Annotated in this window: 25 protein-coding genes; 7 read left to right on the plus strand and 18 right to left on the minus strand. The window is 37.9% G+C overall.

Features of this window, described 5'->3' with window-relative positions; translation table 11 throughout:
• The 3 genes from AMS59_RS01630 to AMS59_RS01645 form a co-directional block, all read right to left on the minus strand.
• Nucleotides 1-656: IS66 family transposase zinc-finger binding domain-containing protein (locus AMS59_RS01630; protein WP_199777649.1), on the minus strand; the 656-nt coding region annotated here is incomplete at its 3' end.
• Between the two features lie 143 nt (nucleotides 657-799).
• Nucleotides 800-1,153: an IS66 family insertion sequence element accessory protein TnpB gene (tnpB, locus tag AMS59_RS01635; RefSeq protein ID WP_053482033.1), complete on the minus strand. Its 354-nt coding sequence runs from the start codon at nucleotides 1,151-1,153 to the stop codon at nucleotides 800-802.
• 908 nt (nucleotides 1,154-2,061) lie between these two features.
• Complete coding sequence (locus tag AMS59_RS01645; protein ID WP_053482035.1) at nucleotides 2,062-3,744, minus strand: methyl-accepting chemotaxis protein; 1,683 nt, start codon at nucleotides 3,742-3,744, stop codon at nucleotides 2,062-2,064.
• A 1,241-nt stretch (nucleotides 3,745-4,985) separates the two neighbouring features.
• Here AMS59_RS01645 and AMS59_RS01650 point away from each other — a divergent pair.
• The 4 genes from AMS59_RS01650 to AMS59_RS01665 all read left to right on the plus strand — a co-directional run bounded on the left by AMS59_RS01650 (nucleotide 4,986) and on the right by AMS59_RS01665 (nucleotide 11,222).
• Nucleotides 4,986-5,477 (plus strand): sigma-70 family RNA polymerase sigma factor, encoded by a 492-nt coding sequence (locus tag AMS59_RS01650; protein ID WP_369814303.1) that lies wholly within the window; start codon nucleotides 4,986-4,988, stop codon nucleotides 5,475-5,477.
• 52 nt (nucleotides 5,478-5,529) lie between these two features.
• Nucleotides 5,530-6,258 (plus strand): ABC transporter ATP-binding protein, encoded by a 729-nt coding sequence (locus tag AMS59_RS01655; protein WP_053482752.1) that lies wholly within the window; start codon nucleotides 5,530-5,532, stop codon nucleotides 6,256-6,258.
• Nucleotides 6,258-8,771, plus strand: coding sequence for an ABC transporter permease (locus tag AMS59_RS01660; protein WP_053482037.1), 2,514 nt, complete (start codon nucleotides 6,258-6,260; stop codon nucleotides 8,769-8,771). Before AMS59_RS01655 ends, AMS59_RS01660 begins: the two co-directional genes overlap by 1 nt.
• 789 nt (nucleotides 8,772-9,560) lie before the next feature.
• Nucleotides 9,561-11,222: a DUF6138 family protein gene (locus AMS59_RS01665; protein WP_053482038.1), complete on the plus strand. Its 1,662-nt coding sequence runs from the start codon at nucleotides 9,561-9,563 to the stop codon at nucleotides 11,220-11,222.
• A 116-nt stretch (nucleotides 11,223-11,338) separates the two neighbouring features.
• On the opposite strand, the gene AMS59_RS01670 is transcribed toward AMS59_RS01665, so the two are convergent.
• The 9 genes from AMS59_RS01670 to AMS59_RS01710 all read right to left on the minus strand — a co-directional run bounded on the left by AMS59_RS01670 (nucleotide 11,339) and on the right by AMS59_RS01710 (nucleotide 18,747).
• Nucleotides 11,339-11,863 carry a hypothetical protein gene (locus AMS59_RS01670; protein ID WP_053482753.1) on the minus strand — a complete coding sequence of 175 codons (525 nt, stop codon included), beginning with the start codon at nucleotides 11,861-11,863 and terminating at the stop codon, nucleotides 11,339-11,341.
• An 86-nt stretch (nucleotides 11,864-11,949) separates the two neighbouring features.
• Nucleotides 11,950-13,062, minus strand: a complete 1,113-nt coding sequence (locus AMS59_RS01675; protein ID WP_053482039.1) for a DUF4179 domain-containing protein — start codon at nucleotides 13,060-13,062, stop codon at nucleotides 11,950-11,952.
• Nucleotides 13,046-13,588 (minus strand): sigma-70 family RNA polymerase sigma factor, encoded by a 543-nt coding sequence (locus AMS59_RS01680; RefSeq protein ID WP_053482040.1) that lies wholly within the window; start codon nucleotides 13,586-13,588, stop codon nucleotides 13,046-13,048. The genes AMS59_RS01675 and AMS59_RS01680 overlap by 17 nt, the downstream gene beginning before the upstream one ends.
• 286 nt (nucleotides 13,589-13,874) lie before the next feature.
• Nucleotides 13,875-14,591, minus strand: coding sequence for a toast rack family protein (locus AMS59_RS01685; RefSeq protein ID WP_053482041.1), 717 nt, complete (start codon nucleotides 14,589-14,591; stop codon nucleotides 13,875-13,877).
• Nucleotides 14,592-14,727: 136 nt separating this feature from the next.
• Entirely contained in the window at nucleotides 14,728-14,949 is a 222-nt protein-coding gene (locus AMS59_RS01690) for a hypothetical protein (RefSeq protein WP_053482042.1), read from the minus strand.
• 88 nt (nucleotides 14,950-15,037) lie between these two features.
• Nucleotides 15,038-15,424, minus strand: coding sequence for an SRPBCC domain-containing protein (locus tag AMS59_RS01695; RefSeq protein ID WP_234007656.1), 387 nt, complete (start codon nucleotides 15,422-15,424; stop codon nucleotides 15,038-15,040).
• A 155-nt stretch (nucleotides 15,425-15,579) separates the two neighbouring features.
• A complete protein-coding gene (locus tag AMS59_RS01700; protein ID WP_053482043.1) occupies nucleotides 15,580-16,368 on the minus strand; it encodes an ABC transporter permease in 789 nt (262 codons plus the stop codon).
• Nucleotides 16,365-17,384, minus strand: coding sequence for an ATP-binding cassette domain-containing protein (locus AMS59_RS01705; RefSeq protein ID WP_053482044.1), 1,020 nt, complete (start codon nucleotides 17,382-17,384; stop codon nucleotides 16,365-16,367). The genes AMS59_RS01700 and AMS59_RS01705 overlap by 4 nt, the downstream gene beginning before the upstream one ends.
• Before the next feature lie 157 nt (nucleotides 17,385-17,541).
• Nucleotides 17,542-18,747: an MFS transporter gene (locus tag AMS59_RS01710; protein ID WP_053482045.1), complete on the minus strand. Its 1,206-nt coding sequence runs from the start codon at nucleotides 18,745-18,747 to the stop codon at nucleotides 17,542-17,544.
• A gap of 135 nt (nucleotides 18,748-18,882) precedes the next feature.
• Here AMS59_RS01710 and AMS59_RS01715 point away from each other — a divergent pair, with 135 nt between their 5' ends.
• Entirely contained in the window at nucleotides 18,883-19,758 is an 876-nt protein-coding gene (locus tag AMS59_RS01715; protein WP_053482755.1) for a LysR family transcriptional regulator, read from the plus strand.
• Nucleotides 19,759-19,947: 189 nt separating this feature from the next.
• Here AMS59_RS01715 and AMS59_RS01720 read toward each other — a convergent pair whose 3' ends face one another.
• Nucleotides 19,948-21,048: a beta-propeller fold lactonase family protein gene (locus tag AMS59_RS01720; protein WP_053482046.1), complete on the minus strand. Its 1,101-nt coding sequence runs from the start codon at nucleotides 21,046-21,048 to the stop codon at nucleotides 19,948-19,950.
• 151 nt (nucleotides 21,049-21,199) lie between these two features.
• Between AMS59_RS01720 and AMS59_RS01725 the strand changes: the two genes are divergently transcribed.
• Nucleotides 21,200-21,655, plus strand: coding sequence for a hypothetical protein (locus tag AMS59_RS01725; protein WP_053482047.1), 456 nt, complete (start codon nucleotides 21,200-21,202; stop codon nucleotides 21,653-21,655).
• 271 nt (nucleotides 21,656-21,926) lie between these two features.
• Nucleotides 21,927-22,076 (plus strand): epoxide hydrolase N-terminal domain-containing protein, encoded by a 150-nt coding sequence (locus AMS59_RS26840; RefSeq protein ID WP_156304529.1) that lies wholly within the window; start codon nucleotides 21,927-21,929, stop codon nucleotides 22,074-22,076.
• A 360-nt stretch (nucleotides 22,077-22,436) separates the two neighbouring features.
• Here AMS59_RS26840 and AMS59_RS01730 read toward each other — a convergent pair whose 3' ends face one another.
• The 5 genes from AMS59_RS01730 to AMS59_RS01750 form a co-directional block, all read right to left on the minus strand.
• On the minus strand, nucleotides 22,437-23,216 hold the full coding sequence (locus AMS59_RS01730) for an alpha/beta fold hydrolase (RefSeq protein WP_053482048.1): 780 nt from the start codon (nucleotides 23,214-23,216) through the stop codon (nucleotides 22,437-22,439).
• A 200-nt stretch (nucleotides 23,217-23,416) separates the two neighbouring features.
• A complete protein-coding gene (locus AMS59_RS01735) occupies nucleotides 23,417-23,746 on the minus strand; it encodes a hypothetical protein (RefSeq protein WP_053482049.1) in 330 nt (109 codons plus the stop codon).
• Nucleotides 23,725-24,717, minus strand: coding sequence for a HAMP domain-containing sensor histidine kinase (locus AMS59_RS01740; RefSeq protein WP_053482050.1), 993 nt, complete (start codon nucleotides 24,715-24,717; stop codon nucleotides 23,725-23,727). The genes AMS59_RS01735 and AMS59_RS01740 overlap by 22 nt, the downstream gene beginning before the upstream one ends.
• On the minus strand, nucleotides 24,714-25,385 hold the full coding sequence (locus AMS59_RS01745; RefSeq protein ID WP_053482051.1) for a response regulator transcription factor: 672 nt from the start codon (nucleotides 25,383-25,385) through the stop codon (nucleotides 24,714-24,716). Before AMS59_RS01745 ends, AMS59_RS01740 begins: the two co-directional genes overlap by 4 nt.
• Nucleotides 25,385-26,374: an alpha/beta hydrolase gene (locus AMS59_RS01750; protein ID WP_053482052.1), complete on the minus strand. Its 990-nt coding sequence runs from the start codon at nucleotides 26,372-26,374 to the stop codon at nucleotides 25,385-25,387. The genes AMS59_RS01745 and AMS59_RS01750 overlap by 1 nt, the downstream gene beginning before the upstream one ends.
• Nucleotides 26,375-26,521 lie beyond the last annotated feature (147 nt).

Genomic DNA, 26,521 nt, shown 5'->3' on the forward strand with positions numbered 1-26,521 from the left:
TTTGTAAGCAGGCCATATCGTTCCCACTCCTTTACCTGACGGTAAAGAGGCAAGTATTGGATGAACTTATCATAGATGAGTTTTGCTAGAACGGTAGGTCCCGCGATGCTTCGCTGAATGGCAGCTTGTGGGGCTTTCCCGCGTTTCATCTGTGCTTTTTGTGTGGCATCCATTTTACAGTGCTTGCACTCGTAGGCATGTTCAATATGCTGGATGCGCATCATTTTTGCCGGAATGAATTTTGCTTCTTCACGCGCAATAGTTGTACCGGCTTCGGTCATTTGGCCGAGGCAACAGTCGCATTGTGTATTGATGGGATGATGGTGAATTTCTTCGATTTCAATCCCATTTTGAAAAGAATCATTCCGTTTTTTCTTATGTAATTTACGGTTAACAGTATAAGTAATCGTCGCTGTGCTTTGTTCTTCTGTGTGCTCAGATTCGTTAAAAGACGGATCGTCATCGAATAAAGAACATTGTCCATCTGGTGCTTGATACTTTGATTTTTCCGATTTTGAACCGTATAAAGCTTTTGTTAATTGGCGAACTTGTTCTGTTAGCACTTCAATTTGTTTTGATAAATCTTTGTTTTGGTTTTTCATATACGCAAGTTGTCCTTCAAGAAGTTGAATCACTTTTTCGTTAGAAGTGTTCATCAAATCATCCACCACATTTCGTTCAATATAAGTTATGGTTGATTATACCATCTTAGAAAGCAAATTTAAAAGACACCTTTTGCAGATTTCGCAATTGCCTTTGGCTGCTGAAGCGNTTGATTATACCATCTTAGAAAGCAAATTTAAAAGACACCTTTTGCAGATTTCGCAATTGCCTTTGGCTGCTGAAGCGATAATCCTTCCAATAGCCAGCGAAGCTCCTGTTGCGTTAAGTTACGTACCTCATTTTCATCTTTTGGCCATTGAAGCTTGCCGTTATCCAATCGTTTGTAAAGCATGGCGAATCCATCCCCATCAAAATACAAACATTTATAGCGGTCTTTGCTCCATCCAGAAAATAAGAAAATGGAATCGCTATACGGATTTAATTCAAAAGAATCCTGAATGAGCGTAGCGAGACCATCAATACCTTTACGCATATCGGTCTTGCCACAAATGATATAGATATTTTTTACGCTCGTAAAATCATGCTTCATCGATTATTCAACTCCTTCATAATCGTTTGAATGATGTGCTCATCTACGCCGTTGAAGAAGGAGATTTCCGCGGTAGCCGTTTTAATGACGCAGCTTGGGCAATCGGAATATTGAGGTGAATGATTAGAAGAGAATTCGTCAGTNTCCGCGGTAGCCGTTTTAATGACGCAGCTTGGGCAATCGGAATATTGAGGTGAATGATTAGAAGAGAATTCGTCAGTAATAGGTTCGAGTGTCACAGGGACAATTGTTAGTTTGGTAGTTAACATAAAGAAGCACCTCCTTCATTTGATACGTCTATCGTACCGGAGGTGCCTAGCTATTTGTATGCGTTATTTGATTACGGGCTTACAGAAGAGACCTGAAAAATATGTGTTGTTAGGTATTAACAGTATTTCAATCCACTCTCCTCATACGAGAAGAGACAGCAAAAAGTAATGAATTAATAACAAATTAATTGATTTATTAACATAAATAATAATACAAATAGTCATTAAGAAATAAAAATATACAATCAAAACTATCATTATCTATGTTTTCTGGTGCGAGTCCCTCTATAAAATTATGCTAGCTAACTATTCGCACCTTACCTCATTATAACAAAACACTGTATTATAAACCTAGATTAAAACTATTATTTTACAATTATTTAGTAATATATATCTTCGACTTCACTTTACCTCTAAACCTCATAACCAAATAAAACCAGCAATCACACGATTTCCTCGTCAATTGCTGGTTTCTCCGATTTTCATTATTCTTTTCAGTAATAATGCAATTGCGCACAACTCAAACAGTGCTTTCGCTTAATAATGTTTCATCAGCTACTTTTGTTTGGTATGGCGTTTACTGATTAACCTTCTTTTGGACCCGCATTAGATGCAAATTCAGAATGCGAACAAACTTAATTATAATTTAAATTTCCGAACAAGGTCGTTTAGATTCTCTGCCATGTCCGCTAAATTAGCTGAGCTATTTTTGATTTCATCCATAGAGCTTGCTGCTTGTTCGATCGTTGCTGAAGTTTCTTGGATGCCTGCAGCAGATTGTTCTGATACAGCGGCAATTTCGTCCACTGATTTATTAATCGTAACCGTATTTTGTACTACCTCTTCTAGCTTTGTCGTCATACTATTAATGTTCGTTGACATGGAGTAAACAGCTTCTGCAATCTGGTTGAATGTTTCATTTGTAGATGCGATTTGAGCCGTACCTTTTTCAACCTCTTGATAGCCAGTTTCCAGTGAGGATGTCACCGTGATAGAATCGCGTTGAATTTTTTGAACAATTCCCGTTATATCGTCTACTGAGACGGCTACTTGTTCGGCGAGTTTACGTACTTCATCTGCAACGACCGCAAAACCTTTACCATGCTCCCCTGCGCGGGCCGCTTCGATCGCTGCATTAAGAGCTAGTAAATTCGTTTGTGCAGCAATATCCTGAATTACAGCTACGATTTTTGAAATTTCCTGTGTTTGCTTACTGAGTTCATCAACCTTATAAACAGAATCCTTCACAATATGATGAATGGATGTCATTTGCGCAGTAGATGCGTCCATTAAACCTTGGCCCTCTTTCGTTAAAGCCATGACATTTTGTGAATATTGCTGAACATCCGTACTACTATTATTGACATCTGTCATCTTTAAGGTGAATTCTGTCATTGTTGTCGCTACATCTGAAGCATTACTCGCCTGCACTTCTGTGCCACTTGCAATTTCATTAACTGTATCGACAATTTGTTCCGTGCCCGTTTTCACTTCTGTCGATGATTGCATAAGCTCTTCACTATGCGCAGCAACGTCATTAGATACTGTTTGAATTTGCTTTAATAAACTATTCAAAATATCGGACATCTTATTAGTCGCTTCTGTAAGCTGTCCTACCTCATCTTTGGATTTCACAACAAGTGCAGGCTCACTTAAATCACCTTCTGTAATTCGTTGCATACGATTTGTCACTGCGATGATTGGTCTTGAAATGATTCGAGCACTTAATAATGCAATCATAATCGAAACGATAACAATGACAATTCCAACGATAATACCTGTCAGCTGCTTATTCTTTCCTACTTTAATAATATCTTCGCCTAAAGAATTGATAGATTGCTTACGATTCTGGGCTAATTCCTCATAGCCTTCACGTATTTCCGTCGCCTTTTCACTCATAGAAGCTAAATTTTTCGTCGCTAGTTCAATCTGACCTCGATCATAAACACCTAATACCTCTTTTTCAACATATCTACTCCATTCCTTCGACATTTCCGCAAGCTTGCTGAAATCGCCTGACTCCGTTATAGCTAAACGTTTTTGTTCAGTCTCGACAGCACGCGCTACATTATCTTCAAAAATCTTCTTATACTTTTCTTCGCCAGAAAGTACATACCCTCTAGCTGCAGCAATTCTTAGCGCAATCGTTTGCGCTTGCTCATAATCTGCAATTAGTAATTGCAATTCTTCATCAATGATTTGTTCCGTTGCGCTATTGCTTTGTTTTACTGCGTAGTAATTGTAACCAATAAATAAAACGACTATTGCTATTACAACGCTGAAAGAAAAAACAATTCTTTTACTAATAGACTTAAAATCCATTTCAAATTCTCCTTATTTTCCAATACAAACCTAAATTTGCTTTGTCATAATTTGAATACCATTAGTAATCTACCATTTTAATGAAGAACTTGGATGCATCAGGAATTTTTTCCACATTAAATGAAATAAGTAGCTAATTTTTATGTAATTTATAGCGCATTATAAAATCCGGAAAATAAAACAGATGGACTATCCTAAAACTCAAAATAGTGCCTTTATCACACACAAAAAGGAACAGTCATAAAAATATGCTGTTCTTTCTATATTGATATTAATTCCCAGGCGTGTTGATTAGGCAAAAATAAGTTTATTATTGAGCGATAAAAGGATTTTTCCGTTACCACTTTGCCAATATATTTCCATTTTAACTAATTGTAGCGTAGGGCTACTCGACTCCCGCGGGAAAGCGATAGAGGAACGAAGGCTAAAACCATCACATCCTGTGATAACGCCTTCGTGACCAACATCGTGTTGCTGTCACTACGTTAGCACTGCGCTTTCGCACAAAAAACATCTGTTGGCCCGAGACCCTGCACGGAGCGAAGCGGAGGAAGCGGAGGAAGCGGCTCGACGCTCGCTCGCAGGAAAGCGAGTAGCCCGTAGCGGAAATCAGCCTCTTTGGATGTATAAAAATGGTTAATCAACACACCTAATGCTTCTAGTTAGTTATTTTTCGTTTTACCTCTTAAACCTCCATCACTTCCACCTATCAATGGTATTATAGCAACAGATCATCATTAACCATAAATTGGACATTGCCCGTTAAATTGGAACAATAACAAAAGATAAGGATAACTTTGTTAAAACTTTTGCCATATATATAAATTGATCTTCGTTCCGACATAGCGAAAGCAAAGCAGCAGCAACAAATGTTTTATTGTGCGAAAGCGTAGCGGCAGCAACAAATGTTTTATCTGTGCGAAAGCGTAGCGGCAGCAACAAATNTGTGCGAAAGCGTAGCGGCAGCAACAAATGTTTTATCTGTGCGAAAGCGTAGCGGCAGCAACAAATGTTTTATCTGTGCGAAAGCGTAGCGGCAGCAACAAAGCGCTCAGTTGGAACGGAAATCACCCCTACGTTATGGCGATGACCCATTAAATTCCCATAAAATAAAAAAAGTTGAATCGAAATGATAGTTTGCCAAGTCTAATAGTCGGAAGGAGGCGTTTTTCATTACTACAAAGCAAGAATCATTAGTACAGTTAGCACAAAACGGAGATGAGCAAGCTTTTTATCAGCTTATTGAGCAGGAGCAACATAAGTTATATCGAATGGCTTATGTTTATGTCCAAAATGAAAATGACGCCGTAGAAGTTTTTCAACAGACCATTATCCGTGCATATGAGGGCTTACCTAAATTAAACGACCCTCAATATTTTTCTACCTGGTTAACTCGCATTATTATTAATTGCTGTAAAACCTATCTTGCCAAGAAAAACTCGGTACAGCTTGTTGAACCACATACATTAGAGGATCTCAATAGTACTTCACCTACATATATCGAAGAAGAACTTGATTTATGGCATTCTCTCTGCGAGCTAGAGGAAAAATACAAAACGGTTTTACTATTACGTTTTTATCAAGACTACTCGGTAAAAGATATTGCAGCGATTTTACAATGTCCTGAGGGTACTGTGAAAACACATATCCGTAGAGGGTTACAAGCTTTACGACAACAACTAAAGGGGGCATATTTAGATGAATGGGTTCAATCCGTTGAAAGGAGTCATTGATGGGATTCCGATTCCAGAAGGACGTTTAACAGAAGTGCTACGTGTTGAAGGGATGTCAAAAGTCTTTCAACAAAAGCATCATTCGGTCAATGCATTAAAAAATATTCATTGTACGATTTATCAAGGCGAAATGGTCGCCATTATGGGGACGAGCGGTTCTGGTAAAAGTACACTCCTTAATATGATTAGCGCCATCGATGAACCGACTGAAGGCGCATTATTCTTATTTGGAAAAGAAGCACATGATATTTATAAAGAACCAAATGCATCAAAATTTCGTAAAGAGAATATCGGCTTTATTTTCCAATCATTTCATCTATTGAAGGATTTATCAGTTGAAGATAATATTGCGCTCCCTCTTATCCTCAATGATGTTCCGAGTAAAGAGATCAAAGTACGCGTACAGCAAATGATGGAAAAGCTTAATATTGCCGCATGGGCAAAACATCGACCAAATGAGCTTTCTGGTGGTCAAAAGCAACGAGTGGCAATAGCCCGCGCTATTATTGCAAATCCACCAATATTGCTGGCAGATGAGCCGACGGGTGCTTTGGATGTGAATACGACAGATGAAATTTTAGAGCTGTTAGTAGACTTGCAAAAAAATATGAATCAAACCATGTTACTCGTGACACATGATCCTTATGTTGCGACTTATGCAAATCGTGTTTTATTCTTCCATGACGGTTCCATTGTGGATTCCTATCAAAATACGCAAACAGCTGAGGATTTAGATTGTATTTTAGCGAAGTTCAAGCTGATTACTAGAGGTGATGTGTAATGTTTACGATGCGTACCATTGCTTTGAAGCTATTTCGAGCAGCGTGGGCCAATGTACTAACAAGTATTAGTATCATCACCATTTCTATTTGTCTCGTAATGACGATAAGTGTCTACATTTGGAATGCAAATAGTCAAATGAAGGAAGAAATAAAAGCACTATTTGGCGAAATGGATATAATGGTCGGCTATAATCCCGAGCAAAATATGGTATTAACAAATACGCAAATCGAAAATTTCGAGGCAATGCCAGGTGTTACAAAAGTGTCCAGTGTGTCACTAGCCCATACTAAGGTTGAAAATGAACAAAACACTACTTTTTATACAGTTGGTGTTGAAAACGATAACCTTGTAAAAAGCCGCTATCATTTTAATGTCAATCTTGGCCCGAATGATGTTGTTATTGCTGAGAATGTAGCGCGTCTCTTCCACAAAGAAGTTGGTGATACACTAAACATTACTTTTAATAGTGGAGATTCCGTTGAAGCTGATACAGGAAACTTTACGATAAAAGAAATTCTTCCACCTCTAAAAGGCACAGATAGCCCTAATTTTATTCTTGTGCAAAATGATGTGTTAAAAACGCGGATGGAATTAAGTGATGAACAAACTGCAGGAATGTATGCCCTTATTAAAACAGAAGACAATATAGCAACCTCCGTTGCTACGGAATTAAAGAAGCTTGATGAAACATTACGTGTCGATGCCATGAGTGACTACGATGAATTTAAGAAGAATTTACAGGCCTTAATGATTTTCATGATAGTGCTGGCATTCTTTATATTACTTATTTCAAGTGTCTTACTGTTGGCAACATTCCAGCTATTATTTTACAAAATTAAAGAACAACTTATGGTGTTAAGGGCTCTTGGTGCTTCCTCAAGGCAGGTAACACGCATTGTTCAATTGCAATTATCTATAATCATTAGTTTCGGGGTAATACTGGGGACATCTGTTAGTTTATTAGTCGTCAAAAGTTGGCTACCACAGCTCATTAGCTTAATGAAATTACCAGAAGCAAAAACTGATTTTCCGATTATTTTTGTTTTTGGGATTGCCATTGCGAGTTTCGCATTGCTTCAGTTAGTCACACAATGGCAAGTAAGAAAGAGTGCAAGCTTGTTACCTTTACAAATCGCAACAGAGAATGAAAATTTAAGTTTACGATGGACAAAATGGAAAACAATTATTGTTAGTGGTTTTGTAGTCGTATCCCTTTTCCTGTTTTTAAATGCGAATCGAGTAGGAACAAGTAGTGGACAAGGTGCTCCCATGATTTTAATTGGTACATTATTTGTTAGTGGGATTTTACTATATATGATGCCGTATCTCTTTACAGCACTATTCAAAATTTCATTGAAATCAATTCGTACTGTGTTTGGCAAAGAAGCATACTTAGCATATCAGCAGCTCATGCCACAAGTACGAAGAAACATGCCGATTATACAAAGTATTATCGGGTTAATGGTCATTTTAATATTTGGTAGCTCTTTATTTAAAACGATTCAACAAAGCTCATATGAGAATATTATCTCTAAATATGAAACATCGATTAAAATTGATAATGAATTAAAAGATCCAACCATTACACCAGCTTTAATAGAAGAAATTGAAACATTGCCAAGTGTGTCCTATGCCTATGCACGAAGTAATTATGCTAATATCGATTTACAAATAGGTAATGATTGGATATCTAAAAATGTTATCGCGATTGATGTCCAAAAATATGTACAATTAGGTAAACTAAAGGCTATTGATGGTGATTTTAAAAATGGACTTATTATCACAGAAAGTTTTGCTAAAAAACATAAATTAGCTGTAGGGGATCGCTTCAGAACAGGCGCTTATGATAATGAATTACAACAGGTTATCCCTATCGGCGAATTACAAATTATTGATATTGTAGATTCTTCAATTAATGAATCTGATCTAATGGTTGACTGGTCATCATTCCTTTCAAACATTGCTAAAACTAGTATTGCTAAAACATATATTAAAGACATTATGGTGGAAACAGATAATACAGAGCAGGCATTAGCTGAGCTCTCTTTCTTAGTAGAGCGTTGGCCAGCTATAAAAATTACTGATAAAGAGACGATCATTGAGCAATCCAATGATTTGACCTTCCAACGCTGGAGTCTTTTCGCTGGAGTCTTTGTAATTTTGATTATAACTACTTGCCTCGGGGTATTACAAACATTGCTTCACTCGATTTATGCAAAACGTGGCGATTATGCCATTCAACGACTTATTGGTCTTTCACCGAGTGGGTTGATCAAGCTGATTTTGACGCAAGCGTTATCCTTTGTGCTTTATGGACTGACAGTCGGAACATTTCTCGGACTTCTAGTAACAAAATTGATGAGCACTATTGACGGAGCACCTATATATTATGACTTCGTAACATTAGGTGTGACGAGTATCGTATTTTTAAGTGTCACTCTCATTGTCTTTACGCTACAAGGTTACTGGATTAGTCGCAAAAAATTGGCGAATGAAATGATTGACATATAAACGACAGCAGACCCTCTAAGCAGCAGAGGGTCTGTTTTCATTTATCGCTTAAATTTTTTAGTTTATCGCCCTATTTTTCTGATTTATCGCCTAACTTTTTCGTTTTATCGGACATCGCTCAACTAAACAGAGTTTTATTAAAATAGCTTTCTAAGAAATAAGCTATTTTTTAATGCAAATCCGACTATGAAGGTCTGAACTTTTGTACTTAAACTAAACGAACGTAGCAGATTATTGAGATTCCCACCCCTAAAGGGACAAGCTGACTAATGTCAGTGGGATTCCTGAGTAACTAAGCGTTCGCAGTCCATTTCTGTTTTGAACAGCTCTCAAGTTTGGGGTATCTCATTACCCCTCCCTATCCAGTGCATATAGCAGATAGGGCTACACTACTGTTACCATAGTGTATAGTTGGTTTCGTCCGATGTGTTTTAGCGTCTTTTTCGTGACGACACATATTGTTTTACCGATAGCATGAATTGGGCTATCGAACCTTATACAATATCCAATTTTCAATGAACGAGCGTGTTTTATAGACTTTTACTAGTCTATAGATGGAGTATAACACCCTTTCAGACAATTAAGGTAGCAATAGTTACCTCTTGTCTGACCTCACTTTCATCCCATGTCTAAAGACGGGCTACACCCTGCATGGGCTTTCTCGTTCGGAAAATCTGTAAAAAAGATGTTCGCTTCTTGTGTAATATTATGTAAAATATATGTAGATTAATACAATTTTGCTTATAAAACTAACTAAGCTAACAGAATAGTTATTAGGAGGAGATACCGTTGAATCAGGCTGTGGAAGCTTTTCTGAATAAGGTATGGAAGGAAATCACTACACTTTACGAACAAGAAAGCAAAAGAATCAATGAGTTTAAGGACCAAAGAAGTTTGCAAGGTGGAGTTCACAACTACCTTCGAGTTACGTGGAAAAAAGGCAAGTTTTCTTGGTCTAAAGGAAAAATTCATATCAGTTTTTACAGACCTTCATATCTCAGCTCCTATAAATTTGAAGCGGATACTTACATCATGGAGTTGACAGATGAACTTCTGGCTGAGGAGTTCTTTCCTGCCTTATGTGGGCTTGTGAATGGCCTGTTCCACTCTGAGGAACTAGGACCTCGTTTCTTTGATTACAAGTTTGAAGTTGTGTTTGAGTTTGAGTGGGAGAGTTCGAAATTAACTCTTAACAAACAGCTGTTTAATGAGCCCAAGTTAATCCAACTCAAAAAGACGCTGGATCATTTTATTCAAACAATGATTCTTTCTGACTTGCCTGTGTTACCCGAAGAGAATGACATTTTCTTTTTCGCCTATCATTTGGTCAACCCTGATTTAATGCAGCAGGAAGTAGAAGTAATTGATCCGTTGATTCGTCGTCTCACCGACAAGCTGAATAATAATCAAGAACTCAAAAACGGTTTGATTACCCGATATACTTCGGGGTTAAAAAAATGGGCAAGTGATTACTTTTTACTACAGTATTTTGACCGATCCGGTGATTATGGAATGATTTGGACTTTGAAGGAGGATCATCCTTCCGTAGATGCCAAAGAAATAGATTTCTTTCTTTATGCAGCATTGCAGATTGGCTTCACAGAACCGGATATCCCGCAAAAGTATATGGAACTGGCTGTCCAATTGGGTTCCAAAAAGGCTGCTGATTATTTGAAAATTGGTAGCGGAAAATTTGTACGGACATATCGAGGAGAACTGATAGAAGGCAGAAACAACGATATTACACAAACGATTGAAATCCGAATTCTCTCCGAAGAAGAACTTGCTTACAAAGAAGCGTTGGATTATATTATCAATCTTTTGAAACAAGAGTTTCCTAAAAGTTATCAACTAAAGTTAGAGAGTAGCCAAAAGAACTTCCTTCCCGTGGAGGAACTGGCGAAGTCCGAGCTACATCAGTTTTTCACCAATGCTCTTGGCTACCCTAATTTGTTCCCGAAGATTGCAGAATATGTGAATACAGCTATGGAAGAGTTCGCGTGGTACGGTGACGTAGAGCCGAGCGAGGAATCGGTCATGCCGGGCACTTATGCAGCATTGGGCCTTGGCTTGTACAGCGAAGCTTATTTTCCGCTGGTGTGCCGCTATATGGAGCTGGTTGATACAGAGCATCAGTCAGCGCAGGATGGCTATATGGAGGCGTTTATTGAGACGCATGGCGTAAAGGCAGAGCTTATGCCAGTGATTGTATCCATTTTGCTGGGAGGGACTGATGAAGGCACGTTGGTCAAAAATTTAACCATTGACACTCCTGAGCTAGCCGAGGCGCTATACAAGGCTCTAAAAGGCAAAGAGATTTATGAATACGAAATGGTACTGTGCCGGATTTTTGGAAGCATAGAGGAACTCGAAGATGTAGCCCAAAAGGCACAACCGCCATTAAAAGAAGGATTAGAACAGTTGTTGGCGCTTCAAATCGAAATGACCTGATCTGCCCATTAAAATAGAGCATGTTTTGATTAATTTTTTCAAAACATGCTCTTTAGATTTGCTCCAAACTTTAATTCAAAGCCTTATCGCCCAACTTTTTCAAATTTATCGACATCTTACGCTCCTACAAACAGTACTGCTTGTCCGATCGCAATAAAAAAGGCTTCATGCTGTATCGGGCTGTTGTCTTCAATTTGCAGGGTAATCTCAAAATGAGTCTCACAAAAGACAGCCTGCCACCGTGCAATCGGTTGATCATCAAGAGAAAATACGGACCAGTCCTCCATCTCCTTGTTCAAATTTATTTTTTGGACATCATCCGTGATAATTAAATCAGGAATCATAATTTGCCAGCCATCATAGGCAATCATATACTCTTTGCCTGTGACGAAATCCTTCCCTTTAAAATGCACTCGACCACGACGCGACATCTTCTTACATGTGAAAAGAGGCTGACCAGTGACATCACTGACATCAAAACGTACAAAATAGCGATAATCCATTGTGCGGTCAAATGCCTTTTTCAATCCATTCGAATAAATGCGTTGAACAGTCGACGATACTTCTCCCGCTTCATTTAAAATCGTGACTAACTCTGTTGACTCAATCGCCGCAGGTTGTTTATATGTATAAATCTTCAATCCGTTCGCTCCTTCATTCAGTTGCTTCCTATAACCTAACATAAAATAAGCGCCAAATACAAAGGTTGTATTTGACGCTTGCATGTTTATTTAGTTTGCTTTGGTACTTCTACCGTGAATGATTGGAACTTCACTTCTTTTAGTGATGACTTATCAAATGGTATATTTGTTTCTGTGCCATCCTTATCCATTTGTACACCGCCTCCGCCTGAAGGAAGCATTAAATATGGGGTAATCGTTAATTTTTGAACATCGTTTGAAATCGGGTCAAAGGACTTGGTGCTACTAAAGTTCCATACACCTTTATCGAAATGACCTTCTCCGCCACCAGAATGTGATGTAATCTCCTTACCATTCTGATCGGTAATACGGAATTCTATAAACGATGCACCTACTTGTGAATTATCAATTGTGCCCTTTTCAGTAGCTTTATAGTCAAGTGCTATACCTGATGGGCTGAATGAAATTTTGGACACATCCAGTTGAATGCCTTCTGCTTGTTGCTGATGAATAACTGGAACAAAAATAGTATTCGCAATCTTTTTAACAGGAACCGTAAATTCCCATTTTTCTCCTCCTTTACCTTCTAACACTAAGCCCATTTCAAAGGAATCTGGCATGTTATCCTTTACATCAAATGTCGCGATACCTGTAAGAACTGTAGGACTTAAAACTTTTTTACCATAGGAACCAGAACTCGCCTCAGGATATTTACCATTTATAGTTAAATCAGGCCCTGACCCAAAGTATTCCATACTTAATTCCTTTTCAGAATCAATTGTAAATCCAACAGAAATATTAGATTCGTCATAAAGGACTTCGTCTATCGTTACAGATATACCGTTAATTGTTTGTTTTTCTCCTATAGTGCTCGTTAGACCTAGTTCACTTGCTTGTTTTAACCCAGGTAAGCCTGAATTACTGAATACCGACCCGACAATTGGTAGCTTTGATAATGTACTCGCGAAAGTTGGTGAGACATATGCGGCAGAACCTATCATAATACTAAATGCGGCCGCCGTACTCGCTACATATAATAATGGTTTACGTTTACGTTTACTTTTTCTTTTAATTTGTACCGGTGTTTTAGTCATATTTGTTTGCTCCTCTGCTTGTTTTATTCCATTTGCAATCGCTGATCGTACCTCATCTCTTGGGAATTCTGGAAGGGTACCGTTGTCATTAAATGGCTTTTTCATTGAACGTTGCACTCCTTTCTAATTCTCGTTTTAATTGTTTTTTCCCACGATGCAAATATGTTTTTATAGTGCTAACTGGCTTTTCCATTATTTCTGAAATTTCTTTAATCGGTAAATCATGATAATAAAATAAAATGATGGCCATTTGCTGCGAATGATTCAAAAGCTGTATAGCATCCGATAAATCGATTGGATTCGCCATAACATTTTCTTGCTTCTGTAAACGATTTAATAATTCACTTTCTTCATAAGGAATGATTTTCTGCCCTTTTTTTAGCAAACGGTAGCATTCATGTATTAAAATACGAAACAGCCATGTAGAGAAAAATTCCGGATGCTTTAGCTGATGAACGGTTAGATAGGCTTTACATGCTGCTTCTTGAATAGCATCCAATGCATCCTCTTTTTGGCCAACATAAGAAAGCGCAGTATAAAATAATTTTTCTTCCTCTAGTATAAGTAACTGCTCAAACGCTTCCTTATTCCCTGCAATAGCCTGTTTGACGATCGATAAGTCATGTTCCATGCTGTTTCCTCCTTTCAATACTTAGAGTAAATAACTCTATTAAAAGGTTTCACTTTGTTAAAATTCTTTTTATAAATAAAAGATCTTTCTTTTCAATTGTTCGTTGAATCCCACTTCGTCGGTCCTATCCGTCAATTTGGATGTTCTATCCGTCGCTTAGTCGATTCTTTCCGTCACTTCGGCCTTTCTTTCCGTCGTTCTGGCGGTTCTTTCTGGCTCTTTGACTCTTCTTTCTAGAATAAAAAAAGTAGACTACTCCATCTAAAGTAGCCTACTAAACTTTTCTTTATTTATCCAATTTAAAAGTAACTTCGCCAACTCCCATTTCTGAATGGACCTCTATTTTCACATCTGCTTTATCGTACGCTTCGTTTACATAAACCCCTTTGCCTTTAGAAATAAAGCCTTCTACATCTAATGATCCGATGCCGTTTTCTGTCGTAAGCTTTACCCCAACTTCTGATGGTAAAATGACAGTAGTTTGCCCAACACCTGTTTCAATATTCGTTTCGAAGCTTTTTTTCCAATTGCCACCTAAATCCACTTTGAGATCGCCAACACCCGTGTCAATATTTAATTTTTCCAGCTGCAATCCTTGTAAGTCTAACTCTGCATCCGACGCGCCCGTTTCGATTGAAAGATCCATTGGAATATCTTCATTCAGTTTAATATCCCAAGTATTTTTTATTTTCCCCAAACGCACACTAGTAGATCCTTTATGGTCAATCGATACTATTCCTGTCTTGCCGCGTAAGTCATAGTTAACTCTTGGTGCCAGTTTATCAATATTATATTGAGCAGTACCTTCAACCCAATCCTTGGCACCTTTTTCTACTGTTATTTCTCCAACTCCAAGTTGTAATTCAACATCTAGCTTCTCTGCTTTATCCTTTTCGACTAGGATCGTTTCATCTTTGGTTTTACCTGGTACGACTGAGTTACAGCCCGATAACGCAATTACTGAGGCGCCTATAATCAAACCAATTCCCATAAATTTTTTCAATGTAATTTCCTCCCGCTATATATTATTCCAATAAATTCATTATATAGGAATTTTCATAAACAAAAACGACCCTCCGCTTTAAAATCTTCTAAGACCTAAGACGTAGTGAGGATTTATATAATGGATATATCACCTTTCAACGAAAGTGAAAAAATTCCTTTTCAGGATTGGAAAGGCTCTTTAGTTTGCCCCAGTAATCAATGACGCTTGAAAGATAGCTATGACATTGCTTCATTTTTTCAACTAAATCATCAACCACTGTCCAATCTTGAACATATGTATAGCATACGCGTAATAAATAATCCCCGTACATTATCATGGCCCTAATTAAGTGAGCGTCCTTCTGTTCTTTAAACATTTTGCTCGCCTCCACAAAAGCGTTTACAGTAAGACTGATGGACAATAAAAAAGTTTCATGAAAAAACATTTTCCATGAAACATACAAGTTAACGGTTTTCATTTACCTCTACTAAAGTTTTTAAGTTAGCGAGAGAAGCCTCGTAGCCGTTCGTATTAAAAGTGACCGTGGTGCCATTTTGTTCTTCCTGTAAAAATATAGCGATCAGTGTTTCTTCTATACCTAAGTAAAACGAAAACTCTCGATTTGGCGTTACATTTTTAATCGTTAACACCATCGGTAATTTTTCCGCAAGCTGATTTTGTTCATTCGGCACTATCGAGAAAATTATCTCTTCTCCCGCCTCTAATTTAGGAATTTCCCAAGTTGCATCTGGGGCGTACCATTGCGTCAGTAGCTGTTCCTCTGTGACAGCCCGCCAAACTGCAGCAATAGTTGCATCTATCCAAATCGAACTTTTTTCTTTATTCATCATTGCATTCCTCCGTTTGCCAAATCCATTCCTCTCTCCTCTATTTTATCCTATTATTTACATAAATAACAATTATAACTTTAGCTCCTTCTATATAAAGTGTGTATTGACAGTTGCTTGTGCAAAACACACTATAAATTTACTATTAAGAACTTTTCCTATGTTCTACGCATATAAGCACGAACTGTCAGTGGCGCAAAGATTACCACAACAATAGCAGCTCCAATAAGTGAAGCTGACAAATCCCAACCTATTGCTCCCGAATTTGAAAGTTCTCGAACGGCCGTGACGAGATGTGAAATTGGATTAATTTTCACAAACCACTGTAGGACATTTGGTAGAGTCTCGGCTGGAACAAAAGCGTTTGAAAGAAATGTAAGTGGAAACAGAACGAGCATAGAAATTCCCTGTACACTTGAAGCTGTACGCGCAATGACACCAAAGAAGGCAAAAATCCAGCTTATAGCCCAGGCAGAGACAATAACTAAAAGCCCCGCAAGTACAACGTAACCTAATCCACCTTCTGGTCGATACCCCATAATATATCCCATAGTAAAAGTAAGTACAGTGGCAATTGTATAACGAATAGTATCCGCCAATAGGGCACCTGCCAGTGGAGCAATGCGTGCGATAGGTAATGATTTAAATCGGTCGAACACTCCTTTATCCATATCTTCACGCAATTGGACTCCTGTGACGATTGAGGTAGTGATAACAGTCTGCACAAGAATTCCTGGAATGATGACTGGCAAATAGTTTTGCACATTGCCCGAAATGGCTCCACCAAAAATGTAGGTGAACATTAGGGTGAAAATAATCGGCTGAAGAGTTACATCAAACAATTGCTCAGGCGTACGTCGAATTTTTAATACTCCTCGATAGGCCATTGTTAACGAATTTCTTAACGATTGATTGAAGCTTGGTTTGTTTAGCAATTGACTTTTCATACTCTTTCCCCCTCTAGTTGCTTAGAGTCTTTGAGTTCTTGGGGAACATTCTCACCAGTGATGGTTAAAAACACCTCATCTAAGGTTGGTTTTTGTACGCTAAACTCGTCAAGTTGTATTCCTTTTTGACGAAGTGCGATCAGTAAATTTGTAACTGCGTCAACATTTGACATCGGGGCCGTAATCTTCCCGATGTCCTGTGAAACAGTTGTTTTTACTTTGAGTATTTGTTCTACAGTTTCACGAGCAACTATGAGCTGCTGAGGATTTTCAATGTTCAAATGTAAAGATGATGTACCTACAGATGCCTTTAGCTCATCGACTGTCCCCTCTGCAACAACTCGGCCATAGTCGATAACGGCAAGTCGATCTGCCAGCTCATCAACCTCTTGCAAATACTGTGTCGTTAACAGAACGGTTGATCCTGTATCTACTAATCGACGAATCGTGTCCCACATTTGATTACGTGTTCGAGGGTCTAGCCCTGTAGTCGGCTCATCTAAGAAAATCAATGGTGGCTGTGCGATCAGACTTGCTGCCAAATCTAGGCGACGACGCATTCCACCAGAGAAATTTTTCAAAGGACGTTTGGCGGCTTCTGATAAACCGAACTCTTCCAGTAATTGAGCTGCTTTATTTCGGGCCTCCGTACGTCCCAATCCTAGCAAACGTGAGAAAATAATCAAATTTTCCGTTGCACTCAGTGACTCGTCAACTGAAGCATACTGACCAGTGACTCCAATTAATTGACGTACAATATGTGGCTCTTTCACTATGTCATAACCGAATATTCGTGCCGACCCAGCATCTGCTCGTAGTAAGGTTGCTAGCATTCTGATAGTAGTAGTCTTTCCTGCTCCGTTAGGACCAAGTACGCCATAGATAGTGCCAGCACGTACGTTTAGATCGACCCCATCAACAGCGCGATTTTCTCCAAAATGTTTCTTAAGACCGTGTGCTTCAATGGCCCACTCACAATTCGCTAACGGGCTGTTCATTCTATACACATTATCCATTGTATTCCCCCTTCGCTTATTACCATCGTTTCATTTTTCATGAACTTACTGATGGAAATCATTTTTCTAAGTTTTTATAGATGTTGTCTATAAACGGATAATACAACAAGTTTATGAACTGAATGTGAAACGAATTGGGTTTATGATTACTACGTTACTATAGAACTTTTGAACTAATCTTCGTATTTTGCGTCGCCCTATATAAATTCATTGCACCGAGAGCGACAACTATGGCTACAATGTCCAGCGCAACTTGATAGCTTGAAAATGTTGCTACCATTAAACCATATAATGAAGGAGCGATCACAATAAAAAACTGATTCAACGTCAAGGCTGCACTCACAGTTAGACCAACATAAAGTGGATTCGATTGCTCTGTTACACAAGCAATAAACAACGAATACCAGCCAAGTGCTACAAAGCCTAATAAGAAACAACATACTAGCATTAACATTTTCGCATGTAGCATAAGTGGTAATATGACGGTAAGAATAACTGCACTAACCATTACTATCATTAATAAATATTCCCGCTTCTGCTCAAAAAATTGATCACTAATCCAAGCAATGGCTACCCTTCCAATCATTCCACCGATTAATAAAAGGCTTAAATAATGCCCCGCCTCTGTTAAGGAATAACCTCCTTCATGATGTAAATAACTCATGAAATGAGCAACGAGTATCATTTGTAAAGTCATCATAACAATTCCTACAATGTAGATTGGATACAAATCCTTATTATTTTTTATTGCTTCGAGCTTCTCTTTAAAAGTGACAGAGGGTGCAGCTACTGCTACACGATTTTTGGGCTCCTGATAGATCAGTAAAAAAAGCAGTCCGCCGGCAATAGCCACAGAGCCTTGCACAAGATGTACCGATGTCAGGCTATAATGATAGTACATATATGTGAGAATCGCTGATGCTAAAGCTCCACCGATTGGAATGCCTGTTTGCCGAATGCCAATCGCCAGCCCACGATGTTTATCTGGAAACCATTTCACAATGGCGGTGCTGCCCCCCGTTTGCGCACTTCCGTACCAGACGCCCACGATTAATAATAAAAATAACAACACTGCATAATTATTGACCAACATTAGAAGGAGCGCTGAAAATCCTAGTAAAATGGAGCCCCACCCGATAATTTGTTTTTCCCCTCTTTTATCCATTAAATAGCCGAACAGAATCATCGAAAAGATTGGGCCAATATTAACGGCAGAAACGATAAAACCTGTTTGGAGCGAAGATAAATTCCATTCAATTTGATAAAATGTGGCAATCGGTCCCATGCCGTACGTCACAAAAGTTGCCGCAGTTTGGGACAACGTAGCTACTAAAACGATGACCCATCTATAATATGTATTCATAAAAAATTCCTCCAATGCTGTTACACTAATTCATTAACTTTACATATCTAGAGTTTACGCTTGCACTCTGAATGCGTAAAATGGAGGAAAATGATAGTGGCTATCAAAAAATTTTATAGGTGTGTGACATACAACATGAACATAGAAGAAATAGCATTAAAAATCGACATTTTGGAGAGGCAAAATCTTAGTAAATCCGCTGAAATTACGAATTATACTCAATCAGCCTTAACCTCTAAAGTGAAGAAAATGGAGGCTGAAATTGGTCAGGAGGTATTTAAACGTACACCGCAGGGCTTGAAGATTACGAATGTAGGGACACAATATTTAAAATTTCTAAAGCTTATTACACAGGAGTACGATGAATTTTTACAAGAAATTGGTTCGGCGCAAACGACTACAAAAATTAACTTCGGCACTTCCCATACAACAATTAAAATTTATGGAGCATCCATTATGAATGCCTTACAAACAAATGATATTCCATTAGACGTCGATTTCACGGTGGAATCCAGCACTTCCTTAAATGAAAAAACACATCATGCCGAAATGGATTGTGCACTGACGAGTAATCCGATTAAACACTATCCTGATTTAAACTATGACATGATTGCAACAGAAACATTTGAAGTCATTTCGAATAATTCACATATTATTAATTTTGAGAAACGTTCACCTGTAACACTTCTTGTATTAAGCAGAGGCTGTATGTATACACGTGCAATGGTAGAGTGGTTAAAAAAGTATCAAGTCCCATTTACGATGAAGGAAATAAAATCGGTAAGTAGTATCCTTGATTTTCTACAAATAGACAATACAATTGCTGTGTTAAATACAAAGCTTATTGACCTTTATAACTATTCCAATATTCACTATTATGATTTGCAGCAGCTAAACAAAGTAATAGAAACTGTCTTTATTTACAAGAAGAATGAGAGTCAACAATCTTCTATCTTTCAATTAAAACATGTTATTGAATCATTGTTGGAAGACCCTATCGAACAAAGCTAATTCGATAGAGTCTTCTAGCAATTTATTGGGACAATTTTGTGATTTCTCGCCCTGTTTTAATTTACCAACCGACTTTTTTTATTTATCAACCAACTTTTTTTATTTATCTACCAACTTTTATAATTTATCTACCAACTTTTTTTATTTATCACCAAACTTTCTAAATTTATCACCCACTTCCCAATAAAATCAAAGAACAGCTAATCCTTGCGAGCCGAAATAAGGAAGTTGAGTCCAAGCGGCTACCTGCAATCTAACTAGACTTCCACCCTCTTGAATAGCAAATACGGAGACTGTTCCTTGATTTCCGTTCAGGGTGTAAAAATGCCGTCCATCTTTACTCACTCCAACATCCATCGGCAGTCCTGGAGCTGTTCCTATTGGTGTACTGGTAATATGCCCTGCTACTGACAGGGCACCATTGGGATCGATTCGGTACGTGGAAATAGTGCCGCTTAAAGTATTAGTAATGAAGGCAAAACGTTCATCCCTTGTTGTGATTACCCAGCATGCGGTTTTATATCCGTTTGGTACAGAACCACTGATCACCTGGAGAATCCCATCGTTGCTCATTGAATAGGATGACAGCGCATTTGAACTTGCTTCAGTAACTAAGAGGATTCCAGAGGATAAAAAATAGGCACCCAATGGGCCTTCACCATAAGAATTATTAACGATTGGTTTTGTAACTGTACCGTTTTGCTTTATGTTGAAAACACTAAGACGGTTTGTAGTAAACTCGGTTACTAGGAGCTTACTGCCATCACATGTGAAGAGAACCTGAGCGGGCTCGGCATTGAAAGTGCTGAGAGAACGTGAAGAGCCAGCAATAGGTGTAAGGCGCCCGTGTTCATCTATGCGAAAACCCATGATGTTCGATGCATAATTGTTTGCGGCATAGCCAACATTGGCAACATAGACAAGATTACCAAACACAGCCACACTATTAGGCTGAGCACCTCCCGATGGCTTCACGTCCACGAGAACGGGTGCACCGTTGTCACTAATGATAAAACTGCTAATACTATGGCTGCCTGCGTTCACTGCGAGAAGGAAACGACCATAACGGGATAAGGTCAAAGCTCCTTGTGACGTCAGAGGGTCGACCCCATTGTTTGGCGTGGCTGCAGAGACTTTCCTTGTGCCAGTACCTCTACCATTTGTTGGGTAGGCACCCACAAAGGTAAGCATTCCATTTGTGTCCCTGTTATAGGCAATGACTTGATTCATGACTTCATTATTCGTCATCATGTAAACCATACTTACACTTGTAGGGAAATTTTTGTTCATAAAAACTTTCCTCCCTCCTTTATAGTTTTATATGGTTCTTTTACGGTTTCGATTCAATGGTTTTTATTTTATGCTGTTTTCGAAAAGATAATATATGTTAATATAGTTATTTGTTACATATAAATGGATTGAATATACGAGGGGGATATTTATGCATGAATTTTATTTGATAAAAAAGACCGAAACACAAGATGACGATTTTTTTCTGAATTTTGGTAGGAATAGAGACAATTACAAGGATATAATTGTTGATTACATTACAGTTGATAACAATGTATTTGAATATATTTTTGATTCACTTACATGGATTCCATGTATGAATCCAGCTTTTCCAGGAAATCCGAAACAAATAGGGATTAATGAGATTGGGATAACACTATTTGATGAACATTCGGCTTCCTCCCTTATTTCTATTTTTACTGCTTGGAGAGATTTATTTAAGAATGGTCCAAGTGTAATCCAAAAACTTATTTATTACCATGAATACTCCGATGATGATTTATTGAGTTTTGATAGAGATGACACTATAGAAAAATTCGAAAAAATTATTAATATTTCTAAACAATTGTATGATGGCAAGTTCTACTTATATCATTGCGGTATATGAAAACAAAAAAAATCAAGTTGCAATTTATCTTTGTGCTGGTAGTTATATGATTCTGTTTTTAGATAGAAATTTTGGGGAGAAATTATTAAACTCCCATGAAAGTTGCCAGGGGAGGACATTTAAATTGAAATAGCGACATCCAAGGACAAGAAAATAAAGCCCTAGACTGCCGCTGTTTATTGATCTATTGTTTTCCGTTAGTGTAATAACACAGGATGAACTACAAATCATTTCCAAGGGTTCTAGCTTTTTCTAAATTCTCTTTAACGAAATGGTCGAGGAAACCGCCCCGGCTCAGTCGCAAGGGGTGCCGCTTGAGAATATTCAAACCATCGCGCGCTATTGGGCAACTGAATACGATTGGCACAAAGGCAATCTCCTTTTTTCCAATGGTAGCTTTCCCTTATTGATACGATGGTAAAACCCGAATTATTCTCGATATCCTGATATAAGTCGATTAAGAAGTATACGAGTTCGCCATTGTCGTTTATGATGATGATTTACGGAAAGATTGCCAAAAAAGAAGAGACAGTCGATATAGAGGACACTGTAAAGCAGTTTAAAATTACCTTGTTGCAAAACATTTTGTGAAGTAGTTATGCCTGTTATCAGACCCGAAATCCGGAAGAACTGGATCGGCTACTGCCGTGGCCGTTGTCGTTGCCGTTGACCTGCCGCGTATTTAAATCATAAATCAGTATAAATTAGCCCTCATCTATTTAAGGTGGGGGCCATTTGACGCTTACGAATTAATTCGCGACGGTGTTGCATTTCCGAGTCGTTATGCAAAAGAAGATAATAATTGGTTGAATCTATCGCGCTCCTCTAAAAAAGCACAATGGCCGCTGTATTGAAACGGAACTAGCTTCGAATTTTTGATCAGCTTATTTGTTTCCTCAGCTTGGGTAAACGGAACGACTTTATCATGAATTCCGTGAATAATTAATGTGGGTACATCGATCTGACCGAGATCGTTGTAAATATTTTCATCTCTAAGTGTGACCATAATGGCGGAAGTCGCCCAATTCGCCGCTTTTAATCCCATTAAAACGAACCAATCGGATTTCGGTTCGGAAATATACTGAAAGAAAAAATTTCCCGTTTGGTCTTGCAGCATTTGCGGTCGGTCATGATTTGTATCTTCGATGATTTTATTTGTAAATTCTTTTGGAACGCTAAATGGAGAGGCAGCGTCGATCAGGACGAGTTTAGATACCCCATACCCTTTGTAACGAGCCATATAACGAATCGAGATCGCGCCTCCTGTAGAGTGTCCTGCCAGGGTTATGTCTCTTAACTGTAACGTCTCGATGACCATGCGGACATCATCTGCTAATCTATCGAAACTGTACCCGCTAAAAGGTTTATCCGAATTGCCATATCCCCTCCAGTCCATTCCAATACAACGATATCCAAGCGTTGGAAGGAAGTTGAACTGATATTCGAACTGGTTATGGTTTAGCGGCCATCCATGAATAAAAAGTATCGTTTTATTTCCCTTTGGATTGATGTCCTCGATAAATACGTTGACGCCTGGTTCGACAGTTACAAAGTATCCCAAGTGTATCACCCCATTTATTATAAAGTAATTTCCCATTAAGATATTCATCTAAGGCAGAGTGTATGCCTAATATCGGCGTTAAACTTTGTTGAGATAGTGCGAAGAAGTTTCTGATGAATATTACCTTGTTGCAAAAACGAAAAGTGAGGGAATAGCTGAGTATGATGCCTCTACTGCTTGGTCAGACATAGAAGAGTTGGTTAGCGATTACAACAACATATCTCCTGAAGATTATCATTTTGCAATTGCCAGTATGGATGCATTGAATCATGCAATTCCTGACCTATTTCTGCAGCTCCGATTAATTTTTCCGATCTTTCAAGCGCCCAATTAAACGAACGTGCTTTGCAATGTGTATCAATGAATAGTGCGATTTCTTCTACACCTGCTTCTTTGACTGATTCAGAAGCTGAACAGCCAAAACAGCTGTCCATTTGTTGACGTGCAGCAACACCTAGCTTTTTCGATGTAATAAAAAAACAACGGCAAAGTGAAAAAGCCGTTGTTTCTAGGTTGTAATAGAAAAACAAAAAGATGTCCCTTCTTCATTTGAATGTAGTGCATAAGTTACTTGAAGAATTCTAGCGATGTCATCGATGATCTTCAAGCCAAGGCCCACGCTTTCACGATTTTGTTCAAAGCCAGTACCGTTATCAATCATGAAAACCTTACTGTCCTTAATTGTTATCTCGAGCTTTGTAGCTTGTGAATGTTTCAATGTGTTTTGGAACACATTATCAAACATTCGTTGGAGCCAAAGTTCATTACTAGTCCACGTTAAATGGGCATCCTCTGAATGAAAAATTAATTCAATGTTATGCATTCTATATAAATAGCTCCATTTTTTTATCATCGTTTCTAACAATGTCGTGAGTTGCACTTCCTCCGTAACGATATAAGAATTCTCCATTGTGTCTAAGGATTGCAAATTAAATTCATTCGTTAAACTAGCGATATAATGTATTTGCTCGTTCAAGGATTCCACCAATTTTGGCTGTTCCTTATAGGTATCTTCTAGATAAAATAATTGTAAACGGATCGCTGTTAATGGTGTATTAATATCGTGCCTTAGCTTTTGTAGTAGCTCTTTTTGTAGCTCCTGCTGTTGTTTAAGCTCTAATTCCCGATAGGTAGTTCGCTCAATTAGTATATTAACCGACTGAATTAATTGTCCAATTTCATCCTCACTGCCAACATCTAATGTACTCGGTATTTTTTCATTACTCGCTAAGTCACGAATCGTTTTGTTTAGCATATTAATTTTCGTCAGTAATGAATTGATCGATTTCGAAAATAAAAATGCTAGCAAACATAATGATAGAAAGAACACCATTAGCATCGTTGGATAAGCGAAAGATTCATGAAATGGAGTGCCTTTATTTCTAGTTTTAAAGGCAAACTCATACATAATAGACATCGACACACTGATCCCTAACAATACGATTGGGACACTGACTATGGCCGTAAATAATAATAATCGATATTTTGTTTTTAATGTCATTTCTTTATGTAGGTATTTAATCGATACCCTTCTCCGTAAATATTTTGTAGGATGGTACCTGATGAATCATTCAATTTCGTTCTGATCTTTTTGATGTGAACATTGATGATATTTTGATTTCGATCTTCAAGCGGCCATAAATAGTCAAAAAAATGATCCTTCGTTAACACCCTATCCTTGTTGTCATATAAATAAAAGAAAATTTTACGTTCGATCGCTGTTAATGAAATTTCATCATGTATATTATTTTTAAATAATTTACGATGCTCTAGATCAATCAATAGATGCTGGATTTGCGTAAACGTCCCATATTGCTGCTCTAGCATTTTCTGCATTCTTAAAAGAAGCTCTCTCGGATCAAATGGTTTTGTCATATAGTCTTCACCGACTGTTAACCCTTGAAGCTTGCTCTCAATATCATTGCGAGCTGAAAGAAAAATAATGGGGATATTTAAACCTAAGCTTTTAATATTCTTAGTTAGCTGATAGCCATCCTCCCCTGGAAGCATAATGTCCATTATGACTAAATCGATTTGATGGATAAGGTTCATAATTTCTCGTCCATCCGTTTTCCATACAACGTCGTATCCTTCACGTTGTAGTATTTTTTGCATTAAATCGCCAATCATTTGGTCGTCTTCTACTATTAAAATCGTAAATCCTTTCATTACCTCGGCCTTTCTGTGTTGTCAACTTTTGTCTTCATAAATTCTATAGCAAGATGATAAATTTCATCAGGTTTATACAAATAGATACTATGAGTACCACTTAATTCTTTGACATCCGCAATATTAATTTGCTCGGCAAATTCCGCATATTTCTGGCTATGATACTTCGTAAATTTTGAATCTTTATCTTGTTCAGCAATGGCATCTATTAATAATATCGGTGTGTCTTTTGGTTTCGGAAGCTCTTCTGATTTCAAACTATTTTCATACACATGTAGTAACTCATTTTTCATATCATCATTAAAAGTTTGTTTATAGGATAATGCTTTATAAATTTCTTTTTCTTCCTCCGTTAAAAACGATTGCTTCATTACTTCTGGATTATACACTTGCGAAGGTGTTAATCGATGTACGCCCAATTTCGTTAGCAAATTCATTCCTTTAACAGTCCATACATCGACTACTCCCATTTTATGCTCCACATATTGACTTGGCAAACTAATATCTAGCGCAATAATCGCCTTAATTTCTTCAGGATATTTTTGTGCCCAATAAATAGCCTCAACACCTGAAATGGAATGTGGTACTAATATATAAGGAGGCTTATTTCCACTTTTCAAAAGAGCTTCTCTCGTTTGTGCTAACATTGTATCAATATCTCGTTCGTCCTTCGAGACATCGCTATAGCCATATCCCGCTCTTTCAATAACAGCTATCTTCTGTTCTTGTGAAAATTTACTGTACAGCCCTTTCATTTCGTAAATGGGAGCCGAAATCCCTGAGCCTGCCATAAACACATAAGTGTCCTGACCATCCCCCTCAGTGTAAACATTGATTTTTTGATGATCGACCTCAACAAGTGTTCCTTTACTATCTAAAAGTTTGGATTCCTTATTAAGCTGATATTGATGATTGATAAATATGACACCTAATCCAAGCATCAAAATCGCTACCAAATACATCATAATTTTCTTAAAAGTCTTCTTCATATTATTCTCCTCTCAGTTGATACTGAAAGAATAAACAATAAAAATAAATTTCTAATTAATTTTCTTACTTACTCAAACTTCGCAGACTGAAATCGACAAATAAGCCTTGATATAATTAGGAAGGCTGGCGATCCATTGCTGAAGTTG

The organism is Lysinibacillus sp. FJAT-14745 (assembly GCF_001275675.1).
Taxonomy (GTDB): Bacteria; Bacillota; Bacilli; order Bacillales_A; family Planococcaceae; genus Lysinibacillus.